15 protein-coding genes and 1 riboswitch are annotated in these 19,939 nt (G+C 67.5%); of the genes, 8 read left to right on the top strand and 7 right to left on the bottom strand.

All coding sequences use genetic code 11. The features are described 5' to 3' along the window. Window positions 1-1,539 (bottom strand): hypothetical protein, encoded by a 1,539-nt coding sequence (locus tag GOAMI_RS05855; protein ID WP_006435491.1) that lies wholly within the window; start codon window positions 1,537-1,539, stop codon window positions 1-3. A gap of 181 nt (window positions 1,540-1,720) precedes the next feature. Here GOAMI_RS05855 and secA2 point away from each other — a divergent pair, with 181 nt between their 5' ends. The 8 genes from secA2 (at window position 1,721) to gcvP (ending at window position 11,441) form a co-directional block, all read left to right on the top strand. Next, a complete protein-coding gene (secA2, locus tag GOAMI_RS05860; RefSeq protein WP_006435492.1) occupies window positions 1,721-4,060 on the top strand; it encodes an accessory Sec system translocase SecA2 in 2,340 nt (779 codons plus the stop codon). Next, window positions 4,057-4,686 (top strand): CDP-alcohol phosphatidyltransferase family protein, encoded by a 630-nt coding sequence (locus GOAMI_RS05865; RefSeq protein WP_006435493.1) that lies wholly within the window; start codon window positions 4,057-4,059, stop codon window positions 4,684-4,686. The genes secA2 and GOAMI_RS05865 overlap by 4 nt, the downstream gene beginning before the upstream one ends. A 20-nt stretch (window positions 4,687-4,706) precedes the next feature. Continuing rightward, window positions 4,707-5,111 carry a glycine cleavage system protein GcvH gene (gene gcvH, locus GOAMI_RS05870; RefSeq protein WP_006435494.1) on the top strand — a complete coding sequence of 135 codons (405 nt, stop codon included), beginning with the start codon at window positions 4,707-4,709 and terminating at the stop codon, window positions 5,109-5,111. Window positions 5,112-5,460: 349 nt separating this feature from the next. Continuing rightward, window positions 5,461-5,913, top strand: a complete 453-nt coding sequence (gene garA, locus GOAMI_RS05875; RefSeq protein WP_005199386.1) for a glycogen accumulation regulator GarA — start codon at window positions 5,461-5,463, stop codon at window positions 5,911-5,913. A 41-nt stretch (window positions 5,914-5,954) separates the two neighbouring features. Beyond that, a complete protein-coding gene (gene ftsR, locus GOAMI_RS05880; protein WP_024497474.1) occupies window positions 5,955-6,641 on the top strand; it encodes a transcriptional regulator FtsR in 687 nt (228 codons plus the stop codon). Window positions 6,642-6,798: 157 nt separating this feature from the next. After that, a complete protein-coding gene (locus GOAMI_RS05885; RefSeq protein WP_006435496.1) occupies window positions 6,799-7,311 on the top strand; it encodes a bifunctional nuclease family protein in 513 nt (170 codons plus the stop codon). Between the two features lie 253 nt (window positions 7,312-7,564). Further along, window positions 7,565-8,206 (top strand): MerR family transcriptional regulator, encoded by a 642-nt coding sequence (locus GOAMI_RS05890; protein ID WP_006435497.1) that lies wholly within the window; start codon window positions 7,565-7,567, stop codon window positions 8,204-8,206. Between the two features lie 99 nt (window positions 8,207-8,305). Further along, window positions 8,306-8,401, top strand: a riboswitch (glycine riboswitch). Between the two features lie 169 nt (window positions 8,402-8,570). Beyond that, window positions 8,571-11,441 carry an aminomethyl-transferring glycine dehydrogenase gene (gene gcvP / locus GOAMI_RS05895; RefSeq protein ID WP_006435498.1) on the top strand — a complete coding sequence of 957 codons (2,871 nt, stop codon included), beginning with the start codon at window positions 8,571-8,573 and terminating at the stop codon, window positions 11,439-11,441. A 23-nt stretch (window positions 11,442-11,464) separates the two neighbouring features. On the opposite strand, the gene GOAMI_RS05900 is transcribed toward gcvP, so the two are convergent. The 6 genes from GOAMI_RS05900 to guaB1 form a co-directional block, all read right to left on the bottom strand. Beyond that, window positions 11,465-12,697 carry a hypothetical protein gene (locus GOAMI_RS05900; RefSeq protein WP_006435499.1) on the bottom strand — a complete coding sequence of 411 codons (1,233 nt, stop codon included), beginning with the start codon at window positions 12,695-12,697 and terminating at the stop codon, window positions 11,465-11,467. A gap of 133 nt (window positions 12,698-12,830) precedes the next feature. Next, complete coding sequence (locus GOAMI_RS05905) at window positions 12,831-15,023, bottom strand: malate synthase G (protein ID WP_006435500.1); 2,193 nt, start codon at window positions 15,021-15,023, stop codon at window positions 12,831-12,833. Window positions 15,024-15,097: 74 nt separating this feature from the next. Beyond that, window positions 15,098-16,006 (bottom strand): hypothetical protein, encoded by a 909-nt coding sequence (locus tag GOAMI_RS05910; RefSeq protein ID WP_006435501.1) that lies wholly within the window; start codon window positions 16,004-16,006, stop codon window positions 15,098-15,100. After that, window positions 16,003-17,076: a hemolysin family protein gene (locus GOAMI_RS05915; protein ID WP_006435502.1), complete on the bottom strand. Its 1,074-nt coding sequence runs from the start codon at window positions 17,074-17,076 to the stop codon at window positions 16,003-16,005. The genes GOAMI_RS05910 and GOAMI_RS05915 overlap by 4 nt, the downstream gene beginning before the upstream one ends. Next, window positions 17,069-18,490: a hemolysin family protein gene (locus GOAMI_RS05920; RefSeq protein ID WP_006435503.1), complete on the bottom strand. Its 1,422-nt coding sequence runs from the start codon at window positions 18,488-18,490 to the stop codon at window positions 17,069-17,071. Before GOAMI_RS05920 ends, GOAMI_RS05915 begins: the two co-directional genes overlap by 8 nt. A 1-nt stretch (window position 18,491) precedes the next feature. Continuing rightward, window positions 18,492-19,925 (bottom strand): GMP reductase, encoded by a 1,434-nt coding sequence (gene guaB1, locus GOAMI_RS05925; RefSeq protein ID WP_006435504.1) that lies wholly within the window; start codon window positions 19,923-19,925, stop codon window positions 18,492-18,494. Between the last annotated feature and the right edge of the window lie 14 nt (window positions 19,926-19,939).

The raw sequence follows: 19,939 nt of genomic DNA on the forward strand, positions 1-19,939 counted from the left end.
TCAGTAATGGGCGGCTCTGATGAATTCTCCGCCGAGTGTGTACATGCCCTTCGATGCCTCGACCCGGGCCATCTCGATGCGGACCACGTGACCCGGGTCGTCGTGGAGCCGAGGCTCGGACACATCCATGGCGACGGCCCCGCGATCGTATTCGGGAACCGAGCCGCGCTTCATCGCGTCGTCGCGAACGCGGTCGAACAGCTGCGGTGAGATCGCGTCGAAGTCGAAGCCGTCGGGCCGGTGGCGTCCCTCCCTGCCGGTGACCTCCGGGAACTTCCCGGGCGCGATCACCACCTGTCCGCTGCGGATCGGGGTCGTGTACCGGATCAGGATACCGCCGCTGTTCTGGATGCTGCTGGCGCTGATGATCGGGGTGTTGTCGGCGATGCCGCGGATCACGAACTCGTCGAGGACAGGTGCGTCCGGCGCGATGCCGGCGAGCGACAGTGCGTCGCGGGCGATCGTGAAGGCGGTGTCGAAATCCGCAGGGTCGAAGAACTCCGCGACGGTTCCGTCGGTGTGGGCCTCGATCTCGACGTCGCGGACGAAGGCGTCGCCGGGGTCGAAGGTGCCGGTGATGACCACCGGCTCGTTCGGCACGGGTCGCTGGATCTGCACCCGGTCGAGTTCTGTCTCGGCCACCGCGGGGGAGACCTCCGCCGACATCGAGTGGGTGATGTCACCGAGCGAACCGGGATTGATGGTCGCGGCGTCGAAGGTCTTGTCCGCCCGGTCCATGTTGGGCACCGCCGACGCGTTGGAACCGCCGTCCCAGACGTTGATGCTCGTCGCGCGGCCGTTCGTGGGATCGAACACGATCGCCTGGTCGGAGGACGAGTCGAGGTTGTAGTTCAGGCGCAAGACGTTTCGGGTGGCACCGGGCCCCAGGCGGTCGACGATCTCGTCCAGGAGCCGCTGGTGGCGCTCGGCCAGTGCGGCCTCGTTCTCGTCCGCATCTCCGTCCACGGCCGAACCGAACGACGGGAACGAAGGGCCGGAGATCTTCCAGCTCCCGGCGACGCCGAACAGCAGGGCAAGAGCGACCAGAAGTGTCACCACGGGGTAGATGACCGCCCACCGGCCGGGATGGTCGTCGAACTCCGGGGTGTCGGTCTGGTCGCGGGGCGGCAGTTGATCGGGTGCGAGTGTCGTGAACGGGCTCGATGCCAGCGCCTGGAAGTGGCCCTTGCCCATGGAGGTGATCCACCGCGCCTCGTAGGAGGTGTCATTCGGCGGGCTGACGGTGGCGGTGACCATCGTGGGCTGCAGGTCGTCGGAGCTGAGACTGCTGCGGGTCAGTGCCTCGACCTCGATCTGCGGGGCGTCCCGGGTGACACCGCGCCGGAACTCCGTCAGTTCGGACACCCGCGACGCGCGCGGACCGATCGCGATGCCCAGGAAGACCAGCGGAACGCCGACGGACAGAGCGACCCACCAGGCGTTGAACGCGCCGAGACCGACGCCGGTCGCCACCACCAGCCCGGCCAGAACGGCCCGGACCAGACGCAGGCGTGTCCTGTTCGGGAAGGTCACGCTCATCGGCCGTCCTAGGGTCGGGGAAGCAGAGGGCGAAATGCGGGCGGGGCGGAACAGGTGGACTGATCATAATGTCGCCGACCCCGCTCTACCAGGGGCCGCGTACCGTTGTTGCTGACCTGACGGGGCCGAGTGGCGCGACGGGTCGTGTAGTGGCCGGGAAACGATCAGGAGAAGTGTTTCGGTGGGAAAGCTGACCAACAGCATGTGGCGACTTCTGGGTGCCCAGTCGACTCGCAATCAGTCGAAGTCGCTGAGTGTGATCAAGGAGGCCGAAGCCCACACCGATTGGGCAGCCGAACTCGACGACGACGCCTTCGTCGGCGAGGCCGAGAAGCTCGACCTCGGGGCGAAGGCCGGCGACCGGGCCAAGTTCCTGGCGCTCGTCCGCGAGGCCGCGGATCGCTCGATCGGACTGCGCCCCTTCGATGTCCAGCTGCAGGGCGCGCTGCGTCTCCTCGAAGGCGACATCGTCGAGATGGCCACCGGTGAGGGCAAGACACTCGCCGGCGCCATCGCGGCGATCGGGCATGTGCTCGAAGGCCATCAGGTCCACGTCATCTCCGTCAACGACTACCTCGCCACCCGTGACGCGGAGTGGATGAAGCCACTCTTCGCCGTCTTCGGTATTGCGGTACATGCCATCTCGGAGAGCTCCAGCCGCGAGGAGCGTCGGCGCGCCTACGCCGGCGACGTCACCTACGGCTCGGTCAACGAGATCGGATTCGACGTCCTCCGCGACCAGCTCGCCCTGTCCGAGGCCGACCTCGTCTCGCCCAAGCCCGACGTGGCGATCATCGACGAGGCCGACTCGGTGCTCGTCGACGAGGCGCTCGTGCCGCTCGTGCTGGCCGGATCGACCGAGACCGAGGTTCCCGACCAGGCCATCCACGACGTGGTGTCGCGGATGAAGAAGAAGCATTACGAGGTCGATGCCGAGGGTCGCAACGTGACGCTCACCGACGAGGGCGCGGCCTTCGTCGAGGAGGAACTCGGCGGGATCGACCTCTACAGCGAGGAACACGTCGGCTCCACGCTCGTGCACGTCAGCATCGCGATGCACGCGCACTATCTGCTCGAGCGCGACATCCACTACATCGTCCGCGACGGCGGCGTCCACCTGATCAACGCCTCGCGTGGTCGGGTGGCGCAGCTGCAGCGTTGGCCGGACGGCGTCCAGGCGGCCGTCGAACTCAAGGAGGGTCTCGCCCAGACCGACTCCGGTGAGGTCATCGACACCATCACCGTGCAGGCGCTCATCGGTCGCTACCCCAAGGTGTGCGGTATGACCGGTACCGCACTCGCGGCCGGCGAACAGTTCCGGCAGTTCTACGACCTGCGGGTGTCGCAGATCCCGCCGAACACCGAGAACATCCGTACCGATCTGCCCGACCGGGTCTACGACACCAAGGCCAACAAGGTCGAGGCGATCGTGGCCTACGTCAAGGAGATCCACGAGACCGGACAACCGGTCCTCATCGGCACTCACGACGTCGCCGAGTCCGAGGAGCTCGCCTACTTCCTCGAGAAGGCCGGCGTGTCGTCGGTGGTCCTCAATGCCAAGAACGACGCGCAGGAGGCGAAGATCATCGCCGAGGCCGGCGCGCGTGATGCCGTGACGGTGTCCACGCAGATGGCCGGCCGCGGTACCGACATCCGGCTGGGCGGCTCGGCCGACGACTCCGCGGCCCGCGACGCGGTCGTCGAGCTCGGCGGTCTGTGCGTGGTCGGCACCGGACGACACGACACCGAGCGGCTCGACAGTCAGCTGCGGGGTCGCGCGGGCCGTCAGGGCGACCCGGGTACGTCGGTCTTCTTCTCCAGCCTCGAGGATCCGGTCGTCACCAAGAACCTCGCGTTCAAGCGCGATCCGGTGTCGCCCAACGACGACGGTTCGATGGGCAGCAAGGGCATCGACCTCATCGAGCAGGCGCAGCGGATCGCCGAGGGCGTGCGCCTGGAATTGCACGCCAACACCTGGCGATACAACAAGCTGGTCAATCAGCAACGCGACATCATCGTCGACCGACGCATGAAGATCCTGACCTCCGACACCGCGCTCGAGGAACTGTCCGAACTCGAACCGGAGCGGTACGCCGAACTGACGGGGGAGAAGTCCCCGGCGGAGGCCGACGACGAGGTCGCCGTCGAGCCGGTGCCCCGTGACGTGCTCGGCCAGGCGGCGCGGGAGATCGTGCTCTACCACCTCGACCGTGCGTGGGCGGACCATCTCGCCTTCGTCTCCGATGTCCGGGCGAGCATCCACCTGCGGTCGCTGGGCAAGGAGAGCCCGCTCGACGAGTTCCACCGGATGATCCTCGCCGAGTTCGCCGACCTGCCCGCCCAGGCGCTGGAGAAGGCGCGGGAGACGTTCCGCGAGGCGAAGATCACCGCCGACGGCGTCGATCTCGGATCGTCGGATCTGCACCGCTCGACGACGACATGGACGTACATGGTCCACGACAACCTCTTCTCCTCGGGCGGGGCGAAGACGCTGCAGGGCATCATCGGGATCTTCCGGTGACCGAGCCGGAGGCGGCCTCCGCGCCGGCTCCGGATCGGATCGTGACCGTGCCGAATGCGCTCAGCGTGCTCCGGCTCGTCCTCATCCCGGTCTTCGTGTGGTTGCTGCTCGTCGAGAAGGCCGACGGGTGGGCGTTCGCGGTCCTGATGTTCTCGGGATTCTCGGACTGGGCCGACGGGAAGCTGGCTCGTCTGCTCGATCAGTCGTCGCGGATCGGGGCCCTGCTGGACCCGGCGGCCGACCGGCTCTACATCGTCATCATCCCGCTGGCGTTCGGCGTGCGTGAGTTCCTGCCGTGGTGGCTCATCGGTGTCATCGTCGGCCGGGATGTGCTGTTGTTCGCCACGGCGCCGTTGCTGCGTACGCGCGGTGTGCTGGCACTGCCGGTGCTCTACATCGGCAAGGCCGCGACCTTCGCGCTGATGAGTGCGTTCCCGTGGCTGCTTGCCGGACAGCTCGATTCGGTCGTCGGCGACATCGCGTACCCGGTCGGGTGGGCGTTCATGATCTGGGGTGTGGGGCTCTACCTGTGGTCCTTCGTCCTGTACTGGTATCAGACGATCCTGGTGATGCGACACATGCAGTCGCGCCGTCAGGCCGACACCTCGCCAGACAGTAGAGTCTGACGGGAACGAAAGGGGCTCTTGTGACCGACAGCAAAGTGCCAGAGGACCTGCGCTACACCGCAGAGCACGAGTGGATCGAGAAGATCGGGCCGACGACCGTGCGCGTGGGCATCACGGACTTCGCTCAGGATGCGCTCGGTGACGTGGTGTTCGTGCAGTTGCCCGACACCGGGGCGGAGGTCACCGTCGGCGAGTCCTTCGCCGAGGTGGAGTCGACCAAGAGTGTCTCCGACATCTTCGGGCCGCTGACCGGTACCGTCAGCGCGGTCAACGACGCACTGGACGCCTCGCCCGAACTGGTCAATTCGGACCCGTACGGCGAGGGCTGGCTGGTGGTGATCGAGGCCGCCGACGAGGCGACCCTCGAGGAGCAACTGGGAGATGGTCTCGACGCCGCGGGCTACCGCGCCGTCATCGAAGGGTAGGACTTCCCGCCGATACCACCCGGTGGCTCTGATCGACCTGGCTGATCGCCCCGGTGACGATATGATCGACCGTGCCGGAGTCGACTCGCTCGCCGGTGCGATCGACATGACCGGTACGGTTACGGCAGTGGGAATGAGGCGTGACGTGAGCGAACTTCGCGATCATGCACCGAGATCTACCCGTCCGCACACGTCATGTAGATTCAACCGGCCATCGTGGCGAGAGCCGACTCCGAACCGACGCGAGACCGCGATCGGGACCGGAGACGTGGACGGCCGGACAGTGCGGTTGGCCGAACAGTGCGGTGTGCACTGACAGTGCGATTGCACTGACGACGACGAAGGAGAAGTGGTGAGCGAAAACGACAGGGACTTCGAGGCGCCGGTGGAGACCACCTCGGTGTTCCGGGAAGAGTTCATCAATGAACTCGATGCCGGGACCAGCACCTCGAGTGAGCCGGCCGAGACGGGAGTCGAGCGACTCGCTCCCGGGACCGCGCTGCTTGTCGTGAAGCGGGGGCCCAACGCGGGATCGCGGTTCCTCCTCGACCAGCCGACGACCTCAGCGGGTCGGCATCCCGACAGCGACATCTTCCTCGACGATGTGACGGTCAGCCGTCGTCACGCCGAATTCCGACTCGGCGACAACGAGTTTCAGGTGGTCGACGTGGGCAGCCTCAACGGCACCTACGTCAACCGGGAACCCGTCGACACCGCATCGCTGAGCAACGGCGACGAAGTCCAGATCGGTAAATTCCGTCTGGTCTTCCTGAGCGGTCCGCGCGACGAAGCAGACGCCTAAAAGTCGTGACGGCGTCCACGGCCCCTCGCGGCGAAGGATCGATGTCTATAGGCACGGTCCTCGCCCAGTTGCGTGATGACTTTCCCGACATCACGATTTCCAAGATCCGGTTCCTGGAATCGGAGGGTCTGGTGACCCCGGAGCGGGCGCCGTCCGGCTATCGGCGATTCAGCGAAGCCGACTGTGAACGGTTGCGCTTCGTGCTGACCGCCCAGCGGGACCGTTATCTCCCGCTGAAGGTCATCAAGGAACAACTCGATGCGATCGACAACGGGAACGGCGGCTTCGGTTCCGGCGGGACCGTGGCGTTGTCCACGGCTCGCGGCACCGTGGCCCCCGCAACCGATTTCGGTGCGCGTGCCGGTCGGGTGTCCCGGGAGTCGCTGATCGAACGGACCGGCGTCGACTCGGCGTTCGTGACCGAACTGCAGCGAAACGGGCTGCTGATCCCGGGCCCGGCCGGGTTCTTCGACGAGGACGCCGTACGCCTCGTCGAAGCGGCCGCGGCACTGGCCAGCTATGGCCTCGAGACACGCCATCTGCGTGCCTTCAAGGTGTCCGCGGACCGGGAAGCCGGCCTGGTCGCCCAGATCGCCAACCCCATCGCCAAGGGCAAGGGGACCGGTGCCCGGGACCGTGCCGAAGAACTCGTTCGCGAGATCGCGGCGCTGTCGGTGACCCTGCACACGCAGTTGGTCAAGGCAGCCGTCCGCGACGTGCTCGACTGAACACTTTCTCGACCAGCGCACTCCGGCCTCCTCGGTGTCCGCATCGGGCTGAAGTGATCGTGCCGCCCAGCAGCGAGTCGGCCGCCGTGTGTCGCCTGAGCGGTGTAGCGTCGAGGTCATCAATCGATCGCCCTACGAGGCGTCTGGGAGGTGCGAGATGAGCGAGATGCGTGTGGTGGGCATCAGGGTCGAGCCCCCGCAGAGTCAGCCCGTGCTCCTGCTCCGCGAGGTCGACGGCGAGCGGTATCTGCCGATCTGGATCGGACAGAGCGAGGCTGCGTCAATTGCCCTGCGTCAGAAGGGAATCGAGCCGCCGCGCCCGCTGACCCACGATCTGATCGTGAATCTCATCCGGGAGTTCGGCCAGACGCTCCTCGAGGTGCGCATCGTCGACATGCAGGAGGGCACCTTCTACGCCGAGATGATCTTCTCGGGCGATCTCCGCGTGTCCGCGCGGCCGTCGGATTCCATCGCCGTCGCGATGCGTGCCGAGGTGCCGATCATCGCCGACGAGGAGGTCCTCGCCGAGGCTGGCCTGCTGATCCCGGAGGAAGAACCCGAGGACGCCACCGCCGAGCCGGCCGACGAGACCAAAGAGGACGAGGTCGAGAAGTTCAAGGAGTTCCTCGACAACGTCTCGCCCGACGACTTCAAGGCCAGTGGCGCCTGAGCTGTCCGTGGTCACGGAACGGCAACCGGTAGGTCACCGTTTGTCTCAATCTCAACTTGAGGTTGAGCCTCATGGCGCGTCGCGTTGATCCGGTGTCTCCCGAGGCATAGCGTCAATCCCGACATCGCGCACCATTCAGGGGCCGATGAAGATGTGATCGGCTGACCCGTGCAGGGCCTGGACCGCGTACTGTAGACGTGGATGTCAGGCATGTGATGCGGCATCCGGTCCGAGCTCTGCGAGGGAGACAGAAGTGGGCGATCGTCCGGTCGACAGTGAAGTGACGTCGAGCGACCCGTCACCCGACCACGCTGTGACCGATCGTCCCGCGGGTCCCACCCAGGGCAGTCTCGAGGAGATCGCACCCGGGCTCTTCCCCGACGACACCGTTCCCGACGAGCTGGTCGGCTACCGCGTGCCGAGTGCCTGCCAGATCGCCGGTATCACCTACCGCCAGCTCGACTACTGGGCTCGTACCTCGCTGGTCGTCCCGTCGATCCGCGGCGCCGCGGGCTCGGGTAGCCAGCGTCTGTACTCGTTCAAGGACATCCTCGTCCTCAAGATCGTGAAGCGACTCCTCGACACCGGCATCTCGCTGCAGAACATCCGTGTCGCCGTCGACCACCTCCGGAAGCGCGGGGTCGAGGACCTGGCCAAGATCACCCTGTTCTCCGACGGCACCACCGTCTACGAGTGCACGTCGGCCGAAGAGGTCGTCGACCTCCTGCAGGGTGGACAGGGCGTCTTCGGCATCGCGGTCAGCGGCGCCATGCGCGAACTCACCGGCACCATCGCCGACTTCCCGGGTGAGCGGGCCGACGGAGGTATCAGCGAGACGGCACCCGAGGACGAACTCGCCGCTCGCCGCAAGAATCGCACCCGCCGTACCGGCTAGCACCCGCACTCTGCCCGCACCCCGCCACGTGATCCTCACGACTCTCGCGATGTCGTCTGGACCAACGGGACGTGGAACTGCGTAGACTGGTGCGCGCGTCGCTACGCCACGGGAGAGCGTCACCGAACACAGGTGACCGCCGAAGGAGCAATACCTCTCCGTCAAACTCTCAGGCACCCGGACCGTGGTGGTGACGGCGTCTCTGGAAAGTGACGATTCGTCGTCCGCCCACGGTGAAAGGTCGTCACGCAACCGCGTGACACCGAATCTCTCAGGCGTCGTCCGGTCCCGGCCGGTGACATGACAGAGGGGGAGGGCGAGCCTGCCGGCACCGAGCCGGCGCCTGCGAGAGGTTGCCCTCACCATGCCCTCAGCCGACACGTCGTCAGCGCCAGTCACCTTCGTGGACCGCCACGTCGGTCCCGACCCCGACGAGACGCAGCGCATGCTCTCGGTGATCGGTGTGTCGTCGCTCGATGAACTCGCCCATCGCGTCATCCCCGCGGTCATCGCGGATGAACTCGACTCGAACGTGCTGGGGGCTCTACCCAGCCCACAGAGTGAGAGTGAGGTCCTGGCCGAGCTCAGCGGTCTCGCCGCCCAGAACACCGTGGCCCGTTCGATGATCGGTCTCGGCTACTACGGCACCCACACGCCCGGCGTCATCCTCCGCAACGTCCTGGAGAACCCGGCCTGGTACACGGCGTACACGCCCTACCAGCCGGAGATCAGTCAGGGACGCCTCGAGGCCCTGCTGAACTTCCAGACCATGGTCGCCGATCTCACCGGGATGGAGGTGGCGAACGCGTCGATGCTCGACGAGGCCACCGCGGCGGCCGAGGCCATGACACTGCTGCGCCGCGCCGGCAAGTCGAAGTCGTCGCGCATCGTCGTCGACGCCGATCTCTTCCCGCAGACCCGCGCGGTGATCGAGACCCGCGCGGAGCCGCTCGGCATCGAGGTCGTCGAGGCATCGCTGCATCCGGAGCTGCCGAACCAGGGGCTCCCCGAGGGCGACTTCTTCGGCGTGATACTGCAGGTTCCAGGTGCTTCGGGTCGGATCGTCGACGCCGCGCCGATCATCGCCGCCGCACACGAGCGCGGTGCACTCGTGGCGGTCGGCGGCGACCTGCTCGCGCTGACGCTGATCACGCCGCCGGGGGACCAGGGAGCCGACGCCTGCTTCGGCACCACCCAGCGTTTCGGAGTTCCCATGGGCTTCGGTGGTCCGCACGCCGGTTACCTGGCGGTCGGTTCGAAGCACGCCCGCCAGCTGCCGGGCCGTCTGGTCGGCATCTCCAAGGACGCCGACGGCAACCTCGCCTATCGCCTCGCACTGCAGACCCGTGAACAGCACATCCGGCGGGAGAAGGCCACCAGCAACATCTGCACCGCGCAGGTCCTGCTGGCCGTGATGGCGGCCATGTACGCGTCGTACCACGGGCCGGACGGGCTCCGGGCCATCGCGCGCCGCACCCACGACGCCGCGGTTCGTCTGGCGAATTCGCTTGCGGCAGGCGGCTTCTCGGTCACGCACGCCTCATTCTTCGATACCATCGAGGTCCGCGCCACGGGGCAGGCCGACGCGATCGTCGCCCGGGCTCGTCGTGAGGGCATCAACCTGCGCCGCGTCGACGCCGACACCGTCTCGATCGCCTGCGACGAGACCACCATGGAGGCCGACCTCGAGGGTGTGTTGCGCGCCTTCGACGCCGCCCGCGTGCAGCCGCTGGATTTCGCGCAGCCGATCGAGAACCGCACCAGCGAGTACCTCACCCATCCCGCATTCAACCGGTACCGCACCGAGACCGCGATGCTGCGCTATCTGCGCGCCCTGTCCGACAAGGACATCGCGCTCGACCGCAGCATGATCCCGCTCGGTTCCTGCACGATGAAGCTCAACGCGACCACCGAGATGGAACCCATCACGTGGCCCGGGTTCGCCGGACTCCACCCGTTCGCGCCGGTCGAGGACACCGTGGGCATCCGCGAGCTGATCTCCACGCTCGAGGGCTGGCTCGTCGCCGTCACCGGCTACGACCGGGTGAGTCTGCAGCCGAATGCGGGTTCGCAGGGTGAGTTCGCCGGACTGCTCGCGATCCGCGGGTACCACCGGAGCCGGGGGGATCTCGACCGTGACGTCTGCCTGATCCCGTCGAGCGCCCACGGCACCAACGCCGCGTCGGCGGTCATGGCGGGCATGCGCGTCGTGGTGGTCGGCTGCCGGCAGAACGGCGACGTCGATCTCGAGGATCTGCGCGCCAAGATCGCCGCGAACGAGGGCCGGATCGCCGCCATCATGATCACCTACCCGTCCACGCACGGCGTGTTCGAACACGACATCCGCGAGGTCTGCGGCGCGGTCCACGACGCCGGCGGACAGGTCTACGTCGACGGCGCCAACCTCAACGCACTGGTGGGTGTGGCACGTCCGGGTCACTTCGGCGGCGACGTCAGCCACCTGAACCTGCACAAGACCTTCTGCATTCCGCACGGTGGCGGCGGACCGGGCGTGGGTCCGGTGGCGGTGCGCGAGCATCTCGCTCCGTTCCTGCCCGGACACCCGCTCGCCGACGAACTTCCGGGCACGGCGACCATCGCCGCGGCACCGTACGGTTCGGCGACGATCCTGCCGATCACCTACGCCTACATCGCCATGATGGGCGCGGCCGGTCTGCGCCGGGCGACACTGACGGCCATCACCGCCGCCAACTACGTCGCCAAGCGACTCCGGGACCACTTTCCGGTGCTTTACACCGGTGAGGGCGGTTTCGTCGCCCACGAGTGCATCCTGGACCTGCGCACGATCACCAAGGAGACCGGCGTCACCGTCGACGATGTGGCAAAGCGCTTGGCCGACTACGGTTTCCACGCTCCGACAATGAGCTTCCCGGTGGCCGGAACCCTGATGGTCGAGCCCACCGAAAGCGAGAACCTCGACGAGATCGACGCCTTCTGCGACGCCATGATCGCCATCCGGGAGGAGATCGACCGGGTGGCCGGCGGCGAGTGGCCGGTCGACGACAACCCGTTGCGCGGTGCGCCGCACACCGCCGAGGCGCTGGTGGGCGAGTGGGACCATCCGTACTCGCGGGAGATCGCGGTCTACCCGCAGGGACTGCCGTCGGCGGGCGCCCGCGCGAAGGTCTGGCCCTCGGTGCGTCGTATCGACGGCGTCTACGGCGATCGCAACCTGGTGTGCAGCTGCCCCCCGATCGAGGCCTACAGCAGCTGATCACTCCGGTCGACGAGTCGGTGCTATCCTCCGGCGGTTTCCGTAGGGGCCGGCGAGACCGCAGAACTCGCCGGCAGACTCGTGGGTCCGTAGACCACGCGGTTGATCGCGACGATCGCGCCGTTCTCCGGTGTGGGCATCGGATCAGGGGTACGCGGGAAGGTGACCGTCGCGGTGGCCGCCGGCATCGGGGCGGCGCCGCGGAATCCGAGTTCGGTGAGCAGCTTCAACTGGTCGGGCTGCGACGCGTAGGTGATGAACTCCGCCACCGCATCAGCCGCCACGTCACTCACCTCCGGCCCGGAGAGGCGGATGATCGGGTAGTCCGCGATCGGCGTCGGTCCGCCCGGTATCACCTCGGCCAGACGTGCCGGTTCGTCGGACCTGGTCATCTGGAAAAGTCGCTGTTCGGTGATCGGGACGACGTGGATCTCGCCCTTGGCCGGGTCGGCGGCGTTGGCGATCGCGGTTGCCGCGCCCTGCGGGGTGCCGTCGGGGGAGAGTGGCGCGCCGTCGAGCATCGCCTTCACACTCGACGTAACACGCGGTGATTCCGCGTCGGCCGTGGTCAGGGGGCCGGTCGTGCGCGTCACGCGGGTGGCGACGGCCTGCGCCGCGAGCGCGCTCGCGTCGGATTGGGCGCCGACCGGCATGGCCATGCGCAGCGCCCCCCAGCCCTGCAGGCCGAACTCGGTGAGCGAGGCGTCGCGTCGTTGCAGGGTCGGGATCTGGGACCAGTCGAGCTGGTCGCCGGCGGCCCGGGCGAATTCCGGCGAGACCGCGAGGACCACCGGGGTCGAGACGAGCGATCGGTTGCTGCCCTCGATCAGATCAGGTTTGGCCGAGGCCAGGTCTGCTGACCACACCGAGGACTGCGGTACCCACGCGGCCGGGTACGCGCCCATCGATTCGGCTTCCCAGGTACCGGTGAGGCCGTCGAGGGTGATCTTCGCGTCTCCGGGACGGACTGCGACGGTGATGCAATGGTCGCGGACCACGGGCTTGGTGTCGGCGAAGGCGGTCGCGATCGCGGCGAGACCGGGCGCGATGTCGGGATCGGCGACGATCGGAACCGACGCGGCGCCCTCGACACACTGGGCGGCCGCGTCGTCGGCCTGTCGGTTGATGCGGTCGCCGAGGTCCTGCCAGGCCACCACGATGGCGGCGACGAGCAGGATCGACAGCAGTGCGAAGACGACACCTCGGCTGACGCCACGGTTGCGGATGCTCTCCCCGCGGTTCCGATGATGTGCCAACGCCGATGCCCTCCCTGCCGTGTGCGCCGGGACCGGGGTTTCCCCGGTCGATGTCCAGCGCAGGGTACGACGATACGCCGTGCCGGTCCACCGGGGACCGGCACGGTCGTATCAGTGCGTCGTGACCGCGGTGTCAGCCGGCCGCGTTGGCGGCTTTGTACTCGCGGCGGCGGCGATGCAGGATCGGCTCGGTGTAGCCGCTGGGCTGCGTCGCTCCCTCGAGGATCAGCTCCTTGGCCGCCTGGAAGGCGATGTTGGAGTCGAAGTCGGGGGCCATCGGACGGTAGGCCTTGTCGCCGGCGTTCTGGCGGTCGACGACCGGGGCCATCCGCTCGAGCGAGGCGATGATGTCGGCCTCGCTGACGATGCCGTGGCGCAGCCAGTTGGCCAGCAGCTGGCTGGAGATGCGCAGCGTGGCGCGGTCCTCCATCAGGGCGACATCGTGGATGTCGGGCACCTTCGAGCAGCCGACGCCGGCATCGATCCAGCGGACCACGTAGCCCAGGATCGACTGGCAGTTGTTGTCGAGCTCCTGCTGCTTCTCCTCGTCGGACCAGTCGGTCTTCGCCGCCAGCGGCACCGTGAGGATGTCGTCGACCGAGGCCGGATCGCGCTTGGCGATCTCGTCCTGACGCTCGAAGACGTCGACCTGGTGGTAGTGCAGCGCATGCAGGGTCGCAGCGGTCGGCGAGGGCACCCACGCGGTGGTGGCACCGGCCTTGGGGTGACCGATCTTCTGCTCGAGCATGTCGGCCATCAGGTCCGGCATGGCCCACATGCCCTTACCGATCTGTGCCTTGTGCTGGAGTCCCGCGTGCAAGCCGGTGTCGACGTTGAAGTCCTCATACGCCGCGATCCACTTCTGCTGCTTCATCTCGGCCTTGCGGACCATCGCACCGGCCTCCATGGAGGTGTGGATCTCGTCGCCGGTGCGGTCGAGGAAGCCGGTGTTGATGAAGACGACGCGCTCGGCGGCGGACTTGATACACGCCTTCAGGTTCACCGTCGTGCGGCGTTCCTCGTCCATGATGCCGACCTTGAGGGTGTTCTCGGGCAGGCCGAGGACCTTCTCCACGCGGCCGAACAACTCGACGGTGAACGCGACCTCGTCGGGGCCGTGCATCTTCGGCTTCACGATGTAGACCGAGCCGGTCCGCGAGTTCTGGAGGCCCTCACTGCTCATGCCGTGGATACCGATCAGCGAGGTGACCAGGCCGTCGAGGATGCCCTCGGGGACCTCGTTGCCCTCGGCGTCGAGGATCGCGTCGTTGGTCATCAGGTGACCGACGTTGCGGACGAACAGCAGCGAGCGGCCGTGCAGGTCGAAGGTGGTGCCATCGGGGGCCGTGTACTCGCGGTTGCCGTTGAGCACGCGGGTGAAGGTCTTGCCGCCCTTGGTGACCTCTTCGGCGAGATCGCCCTTGTTCAGGCCCAGCCAGTTCCGGTAGCCGGTGACCTTGTCCTCGGCGTCGACCGCGGCGACCGAGTCCTCGAAGTCCATGATCGTGGTGATCGCCGACTCGACGACGACATCCTTGATGCCGGCCGGATCGGTGGAACCGATCGGCGACGCCGGATCGATCTCGATGTCGAGGTGAAGGCCGTTGTTGCGCAGCAGAATCGAGGACGGCGAACCGGCGTCTCCGCGGTAGCCGACGAAGGCGGCCGGATCGGCCAGCGTCGAGGTGGCGCCCCCGTCGAGGGTCACCTGGAGGGCGCCGTCCTGAACGGCGAACGATCGCACGTCGGTGTAACTGCACTGTTCGAGCGGGACGGCCTTGTCCAGGAAGTCCTTCGCGTAGGCGATGACCTTGTCACCACGGACCTTGTTGTAAGACGACCCCTTCTCGGCGCCGTCCGTCTCCGGGATCGCGTCGGTGCCGTACAGGGCGTCGTAGAGCGAACCCCAGCGGGCGTTCGACGCGTTGAGCGCGAAGCGGGCGTTGAGAACCGGGACCACGAGCTGCGGCCCGGCGGTCTCGGCGATCTCGCGGTCGACGTTGCCGGTCGTGATCTGGAAGTCCGCGGGCACCTCGGCGAGATAGCCGATCTCGGTGAGGAACGTCTTGTAGGCGTCGAAGTCGGCGGTGCCGGGCTTCAGATCCGCGTCCTTGTGGTCACGGTGCCACCCGTCGATCTTGGTCTGGAGATCGTCGCGGACGGCGAGCAGCTCGCGGTTGCGCGGGGCGAGGTCGGCGATCACCGATGCCGCACCCGACCAGAAGGCGTCGGCCTCTACACCGGTGCCGGGCAGCGCCTCGTTGTTGATGAAGTCGTACAGGACGGAAGCGACCTGCAACCCGTTGACGGTGATCCGATCCGACATGATTGCCTTTCTCGAGCCAATGAAGACACACCTATGCTACTAGCCGGTAACGCCGAACCGTACAGGCGTCCTGTTTAGGCGTGGCGCGCTGTCTCGGCCAGGTGCGTACAGCGTCGTAACACCTCCGCGCGGAGTTGTGTTCCGGCATCGGCGATGGCCGATTGTTCGCGGACGTACTCTGCTCGTCCGGCCGGTGTCTCGATCGGGATCGGCTCGTAGCCGAGGTCACGCAGATCGTAGGGACTGGCCCGCATGTCGAGGTCCCGGGCGCGTAGGGCCAACTCGAAGCAGTCGACCGTCAGACCTGCGGGCAGCAGTGGCGCCAGGGTGAAGCAGTGGCGGTAGAGATCCATCGTCGCGTGCAGGCAGCCCGGCTGTTCGTGGTCGATCTGCGACGCGCGGCTCAGCTGGTTCTCGTTGCGCGGCCGGGCCGGCCCGGTGAAGAAGCGGAACGCGTCGAAATGGGTGCAACGCAACGGCATCTGCTCGACGACGCGGTCGGTCCCCGCGCGGCCCAGCCGTAGCGGGACGTCATGCCGGGTCTCGTCGGTGCGATAGACCATCGCCCACTCGTGGAGGCCGAAGCATCCGAGCCGAGCCGGGCGCGCGGCAGTGGCGCCGAGGAGGTCCACGGTGGCCCGTAGGGCGTCTCGACGGCGCCGGACAAAGTCGAGACCCACGTGCACGCCGGACTCGGTGCGTTCGTAGCCGCGCAGCGGCAGGAACTCGTCGGCGTCCTCGAGGACCACGCCGAACCCCGGATGCCAGCGCAGCACATGCGACGGTCGCGACGAGTAGTACGTGAACAGGAAGTCGATGACCGGGTGTTTGACGCCTTTGCGACGAGCGTCCAGATACGGACCGATGAGCGCGTCGACACGGCGCCGGTGGTCGTCGCGTCGCGCGCGCCATTCCTGCCCGGTCAGTCGCTCCTTCTCGTTCGACCCTTCCTGCTGGTCAGGGTGCACGGTCATGGCGGTCATACGCGGTGGGTCTCGTCCCGGACGTTGCCGACGAACTCCTCGACGAGGTCGGCGAGCGGGACGATGCCGATGGTCCGGCCGTTGTCGTCCACGACGGCGCCCAGATGCGAACTCGTGCGGCGCAGCACGCTCGTCGCCTCGTCGAGGGGCGTGGTCGAGGCGATGACCGGTAGCGGCCGGATCTTGTCGACACCGATGATGGTGTCCGGGCCGATGTGCTCGTCGAGAATCTCGTCGAGGACGTCCTTCAGGTGCAGATAGCCGGTGAACGTGCCGTCCGGTCCGCGGACCGGGAAGCGGGAGAAGCCGGTCTCGGTGACGGCCTTCTCCACGGCGCCGAGCGTGGGCCCGATGCCGCCGGTCGCCGACACCTGAACCTTGACGCTGCGCATCTTGTCGAGGGGGATCATCACCTCGGTGACGGTACGGCCGATGGACTGCAGGGCCCGGGTCAGGCGCTCGTGTTCCTCGGCGTCGATGAGTCCCTCCTGCTTGGACTCGCCGAGCATCTGCGCCAGCTCACCCAACGAGACCGTGGACTCGAGTTCGTCCTTGGGCTCGACGCGCATCAGCCGCAGCGAGATGTTGGCGGTCCAGTTGTAGAAGGAGATCAACGGACGCACCAGACGGATGAACATCAGATGCGCCGGGACCAGCAGCATGGCCGCCGATTCGGGTCCGGCGAGTGCGATGTTCTTCGGCACCATCTCGCCGAGCAGGATGTGGAGCACGACCACCAGGGACAGGGCGATGGCGAATGAGATCGGGTGCAGCAGGGCGTGCGGCACGTGGGCGAGTTCCAGTGGCTTCTCGATGAGGTGGGCGACCGCCGGTTCGCCGACGCGGCCGAGCAGGATCGAGCAGATCGTGATGCCCAACTGGGCGCCGGCCAGCATCAACGACAGGTTCTCACCGGCTCGGATGACGGTCCGTGCACGACTCTTTCCGCTCTCGGCCAACGCCTCGAGACGGTCGCGGCGCGCCGAGATCAGCGAGAACTCGGCACCGACGAAGAAGGCGTTGCCCACCAGCAGCGCGAAGGCCAGCACGACCGCCCAGAGGTCACCCATCTGCTTCCTCCGGATGTCGTGGCTCGTCTCCGATGCGTTCGGCGGGTGGGGCCGGACGCAGTGCGACGACGTCGATTCGACGGCCGTCCATCTGGGCGACGGTGGCCCGCCAGGTGACGTCGTCGCGGGCCTCGGGCATCTCGGGTGAGCCGTCGCCGTCGCCGACGGGGGAGCGGCGCGGCAGGTCGACGACGTCGTCGACAGTGGGAATGCGTCCGAGGCAGTACATGATCAGGCCGCCGAGAGTGTCGTAGGGTCCGTCGGGAGCGTGGTAGCCGGTCGCGTCGTAGAGTTCGTCGATCCGCAGCAGCCCGGCACACAGGTAGCCGTTGCCGTCGATCGGGACGACATCCGCGCGTTCGTAGTCGTGCTCGTCGGTGACGTCGCCGAGGATCTCTTCGATGAGGTCCTCGGTGGTGACGATTCCGGCGGTACCGCCGTATTCGTCGATGACGACGCACAGCTCCATACCGTCGGCACGGATGCGTTCCATCAGGGCGTCCCCGTCGAGGCTGGCGGGTACCCGCGGGACGGTGCGCGCGATCGACGTGACCCGGGTCGTGGCCTGGCGTTCGGGCGGGACGGTGAAAGCCTGCTTGATGTGAACCACGCCGACGAGGTCGTCGAGGTCTCCGTCGACGACGACCGGGAAGCGCGAGTGACCGGTGCGCGACGAGGCCATCACGAGGTCGCGCACGGTGTCGTCGCGGTCGAGGGTGTCGATGGTGACGCGGGGGGTCATCAGGTCTTCGGCGGTGAGCTCGCCGAAACGCAGAGAACGGTCCACGAGCGTCGCGGTCTGCTCGTCGAGCGCGCCGCGCCGGGCCGAGTTGCGGACCAGGGACACCAGTTCCTGCGGTGAGCGGGCCGAGGCGAGTTCGTCGGTGGGTTCGACGCCGAGTCGGCGGACGACCCAGTTGGCGGTGCCGTTGAGTCCGTTGATCGCCCAGCGGAAGACAGCGGAGAAGGCGGTCATCGGACCGGACGTGGCGCGGGCGACGGCCAGCGACTTCGCGATCGCGAGGTTCTTCGGGATCAGCTCGCCCAGGACCATCGACAACGACGTGGCGATGACGAGCGCGAGGATGAGCGAGGTCGCCGAGGCGACCGACTCGCTCACCCCGGCCGCGGCCAGCGGTGGCTTGAAGATGCGGGCGAGGACGGGTTCGGCGATGTAGCCGGTGATCAGCGTGGTGATCGTGATGCCGAGCTGGGCGCCCGACAACTGAAACGACAGAGTCGAATGCGCGCGCTGCACGAGGCGTGAGCGACGGTCTCCGCGTTTGGCGACATCTGCGGAGATGGTGGAGCGTTCGAGGGCGGTCAGGGAGAACTCGGCCGCGACGAACAGCGCGGTGCCCAGCGTCAGGGCGATGAACCCGACCAGGCTCGCGACGAGCAGGAGGACCTCCACGTCACCACCCGCCCGGCAGGGGACGCCCTTCGGCGAAGCCGGCGGGCGACTGGATTCCGAGGACGACCTTGTCGTGCAGCTCCCGCAGGTTTCGGGCCCCGGTGTACGTGGCGGTGCTGCGGATCCCGGAACAGATGTGGTCGATGAGGTCCTCGACGCCCGGGCGATCGGGATCGAGTCGAATACGCGATGTCGAGATGCCCTCCTCGAAGAGACTCCTGCGGGCGCGGTCGTACGGGCTGTCGCCGGAGGCCCGCGCGGCCACGGCGCGTTTCGACGCCATGCCGAAACTCACCTTGTACGGACCGAGTTCGTCCTCGTGGAGGTCTCCGGGCGATTCGTGCGTGCCCGCGAACCACGAGCCGACCATCACGTTCGATGCACCGGCCGCCAGTGCGAGGGCGACGTCCCGCGGATGACGGACGCCGCCGTCGGCCCACACCGACGCTCCGTGACTCGCTGCGACACCGGCGCATTCGGCGACGGCGGAGAACTGCGGACGGCCCACTCCGGTCATCATCCGGGTGGTGCACATCGCGCCGGGCCCGACACCGACCTTGACGATCGACGCGCCCGCGGCGAGGAGGTCGAGGGTGCCCTCCGCCGAGACCACGTTGCCCGCTGCGATCGGGACCCCGAGTCCCGCGTCGGCGACCGACTTCAGTGCGCTGAGCATCTTCTCCTGATGGCCGTGAGCGGTGTCGATGACCAGGAGGTCGGCGCCGGCGGCGGCGAGAGCGCGGGCCTTGCCGGCCACGTCGCCGTTGATCCCGACGGCGGCGGCGATCCGCAGCGCGCCGGTGTCGTCGACGTTCGGCTCGTAGATCGCGTGGCGCAGGGCGCCCACGCGGTTCAGGACCCCGGCCAGTCTGCCGTCGGCATCCACGAGCACTGCCACGCCGAGGTGGAGGTCGCCGAGCGCGTCGAACACCTCGCGGGGCGGGGTGTCGACGGGCAGGGTGACGATGTCGGGGTCGAGTACGTCGCGTATCCGGGTGAAACGGTCGACGTCGCGGCACCGCTTCTCGGTCACGACACCGACCGGATGTCCGTCGTCGACCACGACCGCCACCCCGTGGGATCGCTTCGGGATCAACGCGATCGCATCGGTCACCGAGTCCGACCGGGTGAGCGTGACCGGGGTGTCGGCCACGAGGTGGCGTGATTTCACGAAGGCGATCGAAGCCGCGGCGGCCTCGATGGGGAGGTCCTGCGGGAGGACCACGAGTCCGCCGCGGCGCGCGACCGTCTCGGCCATGCGCTTGCCCGCGACCGCGGTCATGTTCGCCACGACGACTGGGATGGTGGTCCCACTCCCGTCCGAGGTCGACAGATCGACATCGAATCGCGAACTGACCTCCGACCTGCTGGGGACGATGAAGACATCGTCGTAGGTCAGGTCGTGGGTCGGTCGATGGCCTTCGATGAATCGCACCGGTTCTCGCAGGC

This window comes from Gordonia amicalis NBRC 100051 = JCM 11271 (genome assembly GCF_000332995.1).
GTDB classification, from domain to species: domain Bacteria; phylum Actinomycetota; class Actinomycetes; order Mycobacteriales; family Mycobacteriaceae; genus Gordonia; species Gordonia amicalis.

Coding starts and splice junctions, on each gene's coding strand:
- GOAMI_RS05855 (WP_006435491.1), bottom strand. CDS start 1,539: ATGAGCGTGACCTTCCCGAACAGGACACGCCTGCGTCTGGTCCGGGCC.
- ftsR (WP_024497474.1), top strand. CDS start 5,955: ATGTCTATAGGCACGGTCCTCGCCCAGTTGCGTGATGACTTTCCCGAC.
- GOAMI_RS05885 (WP_006435496.1), top strand. CDS start 6,799: ATGAGCGAGATGCGTGTGGTGGGCATCAGGGTCGAGCCCCCGCAGAGT.
- gcvP (WP_006435498.1), top strand. CDS start 8,571: ATGCCCTCAGCCGACACGTCGTCAGCGCCAGTCACCTTCGTGGACCGC.
- GOAMI_RS05905 (WP_006435500.1), bottom strand. CDS start 15,023: ATGTCGGATCGGATCACCGTCAACGGGTTGCAGGTCGCTTCCGTCCTG.
- GOAMI_RS05910 (WP_006435501.1), bottom strand. CDS start 16,006: ATGACCGCCATGACCGTGCACCCTGACCAGCAGGAAGGGTCGAACGAG.
- GOAMI_RS05915 (WP_006435502.1), bottom strand. CDS start 17,076: ATGGGTGACCTCTGGGCGGTCGTGCTGGCCTTCGCGCTGCTGGTGGGC.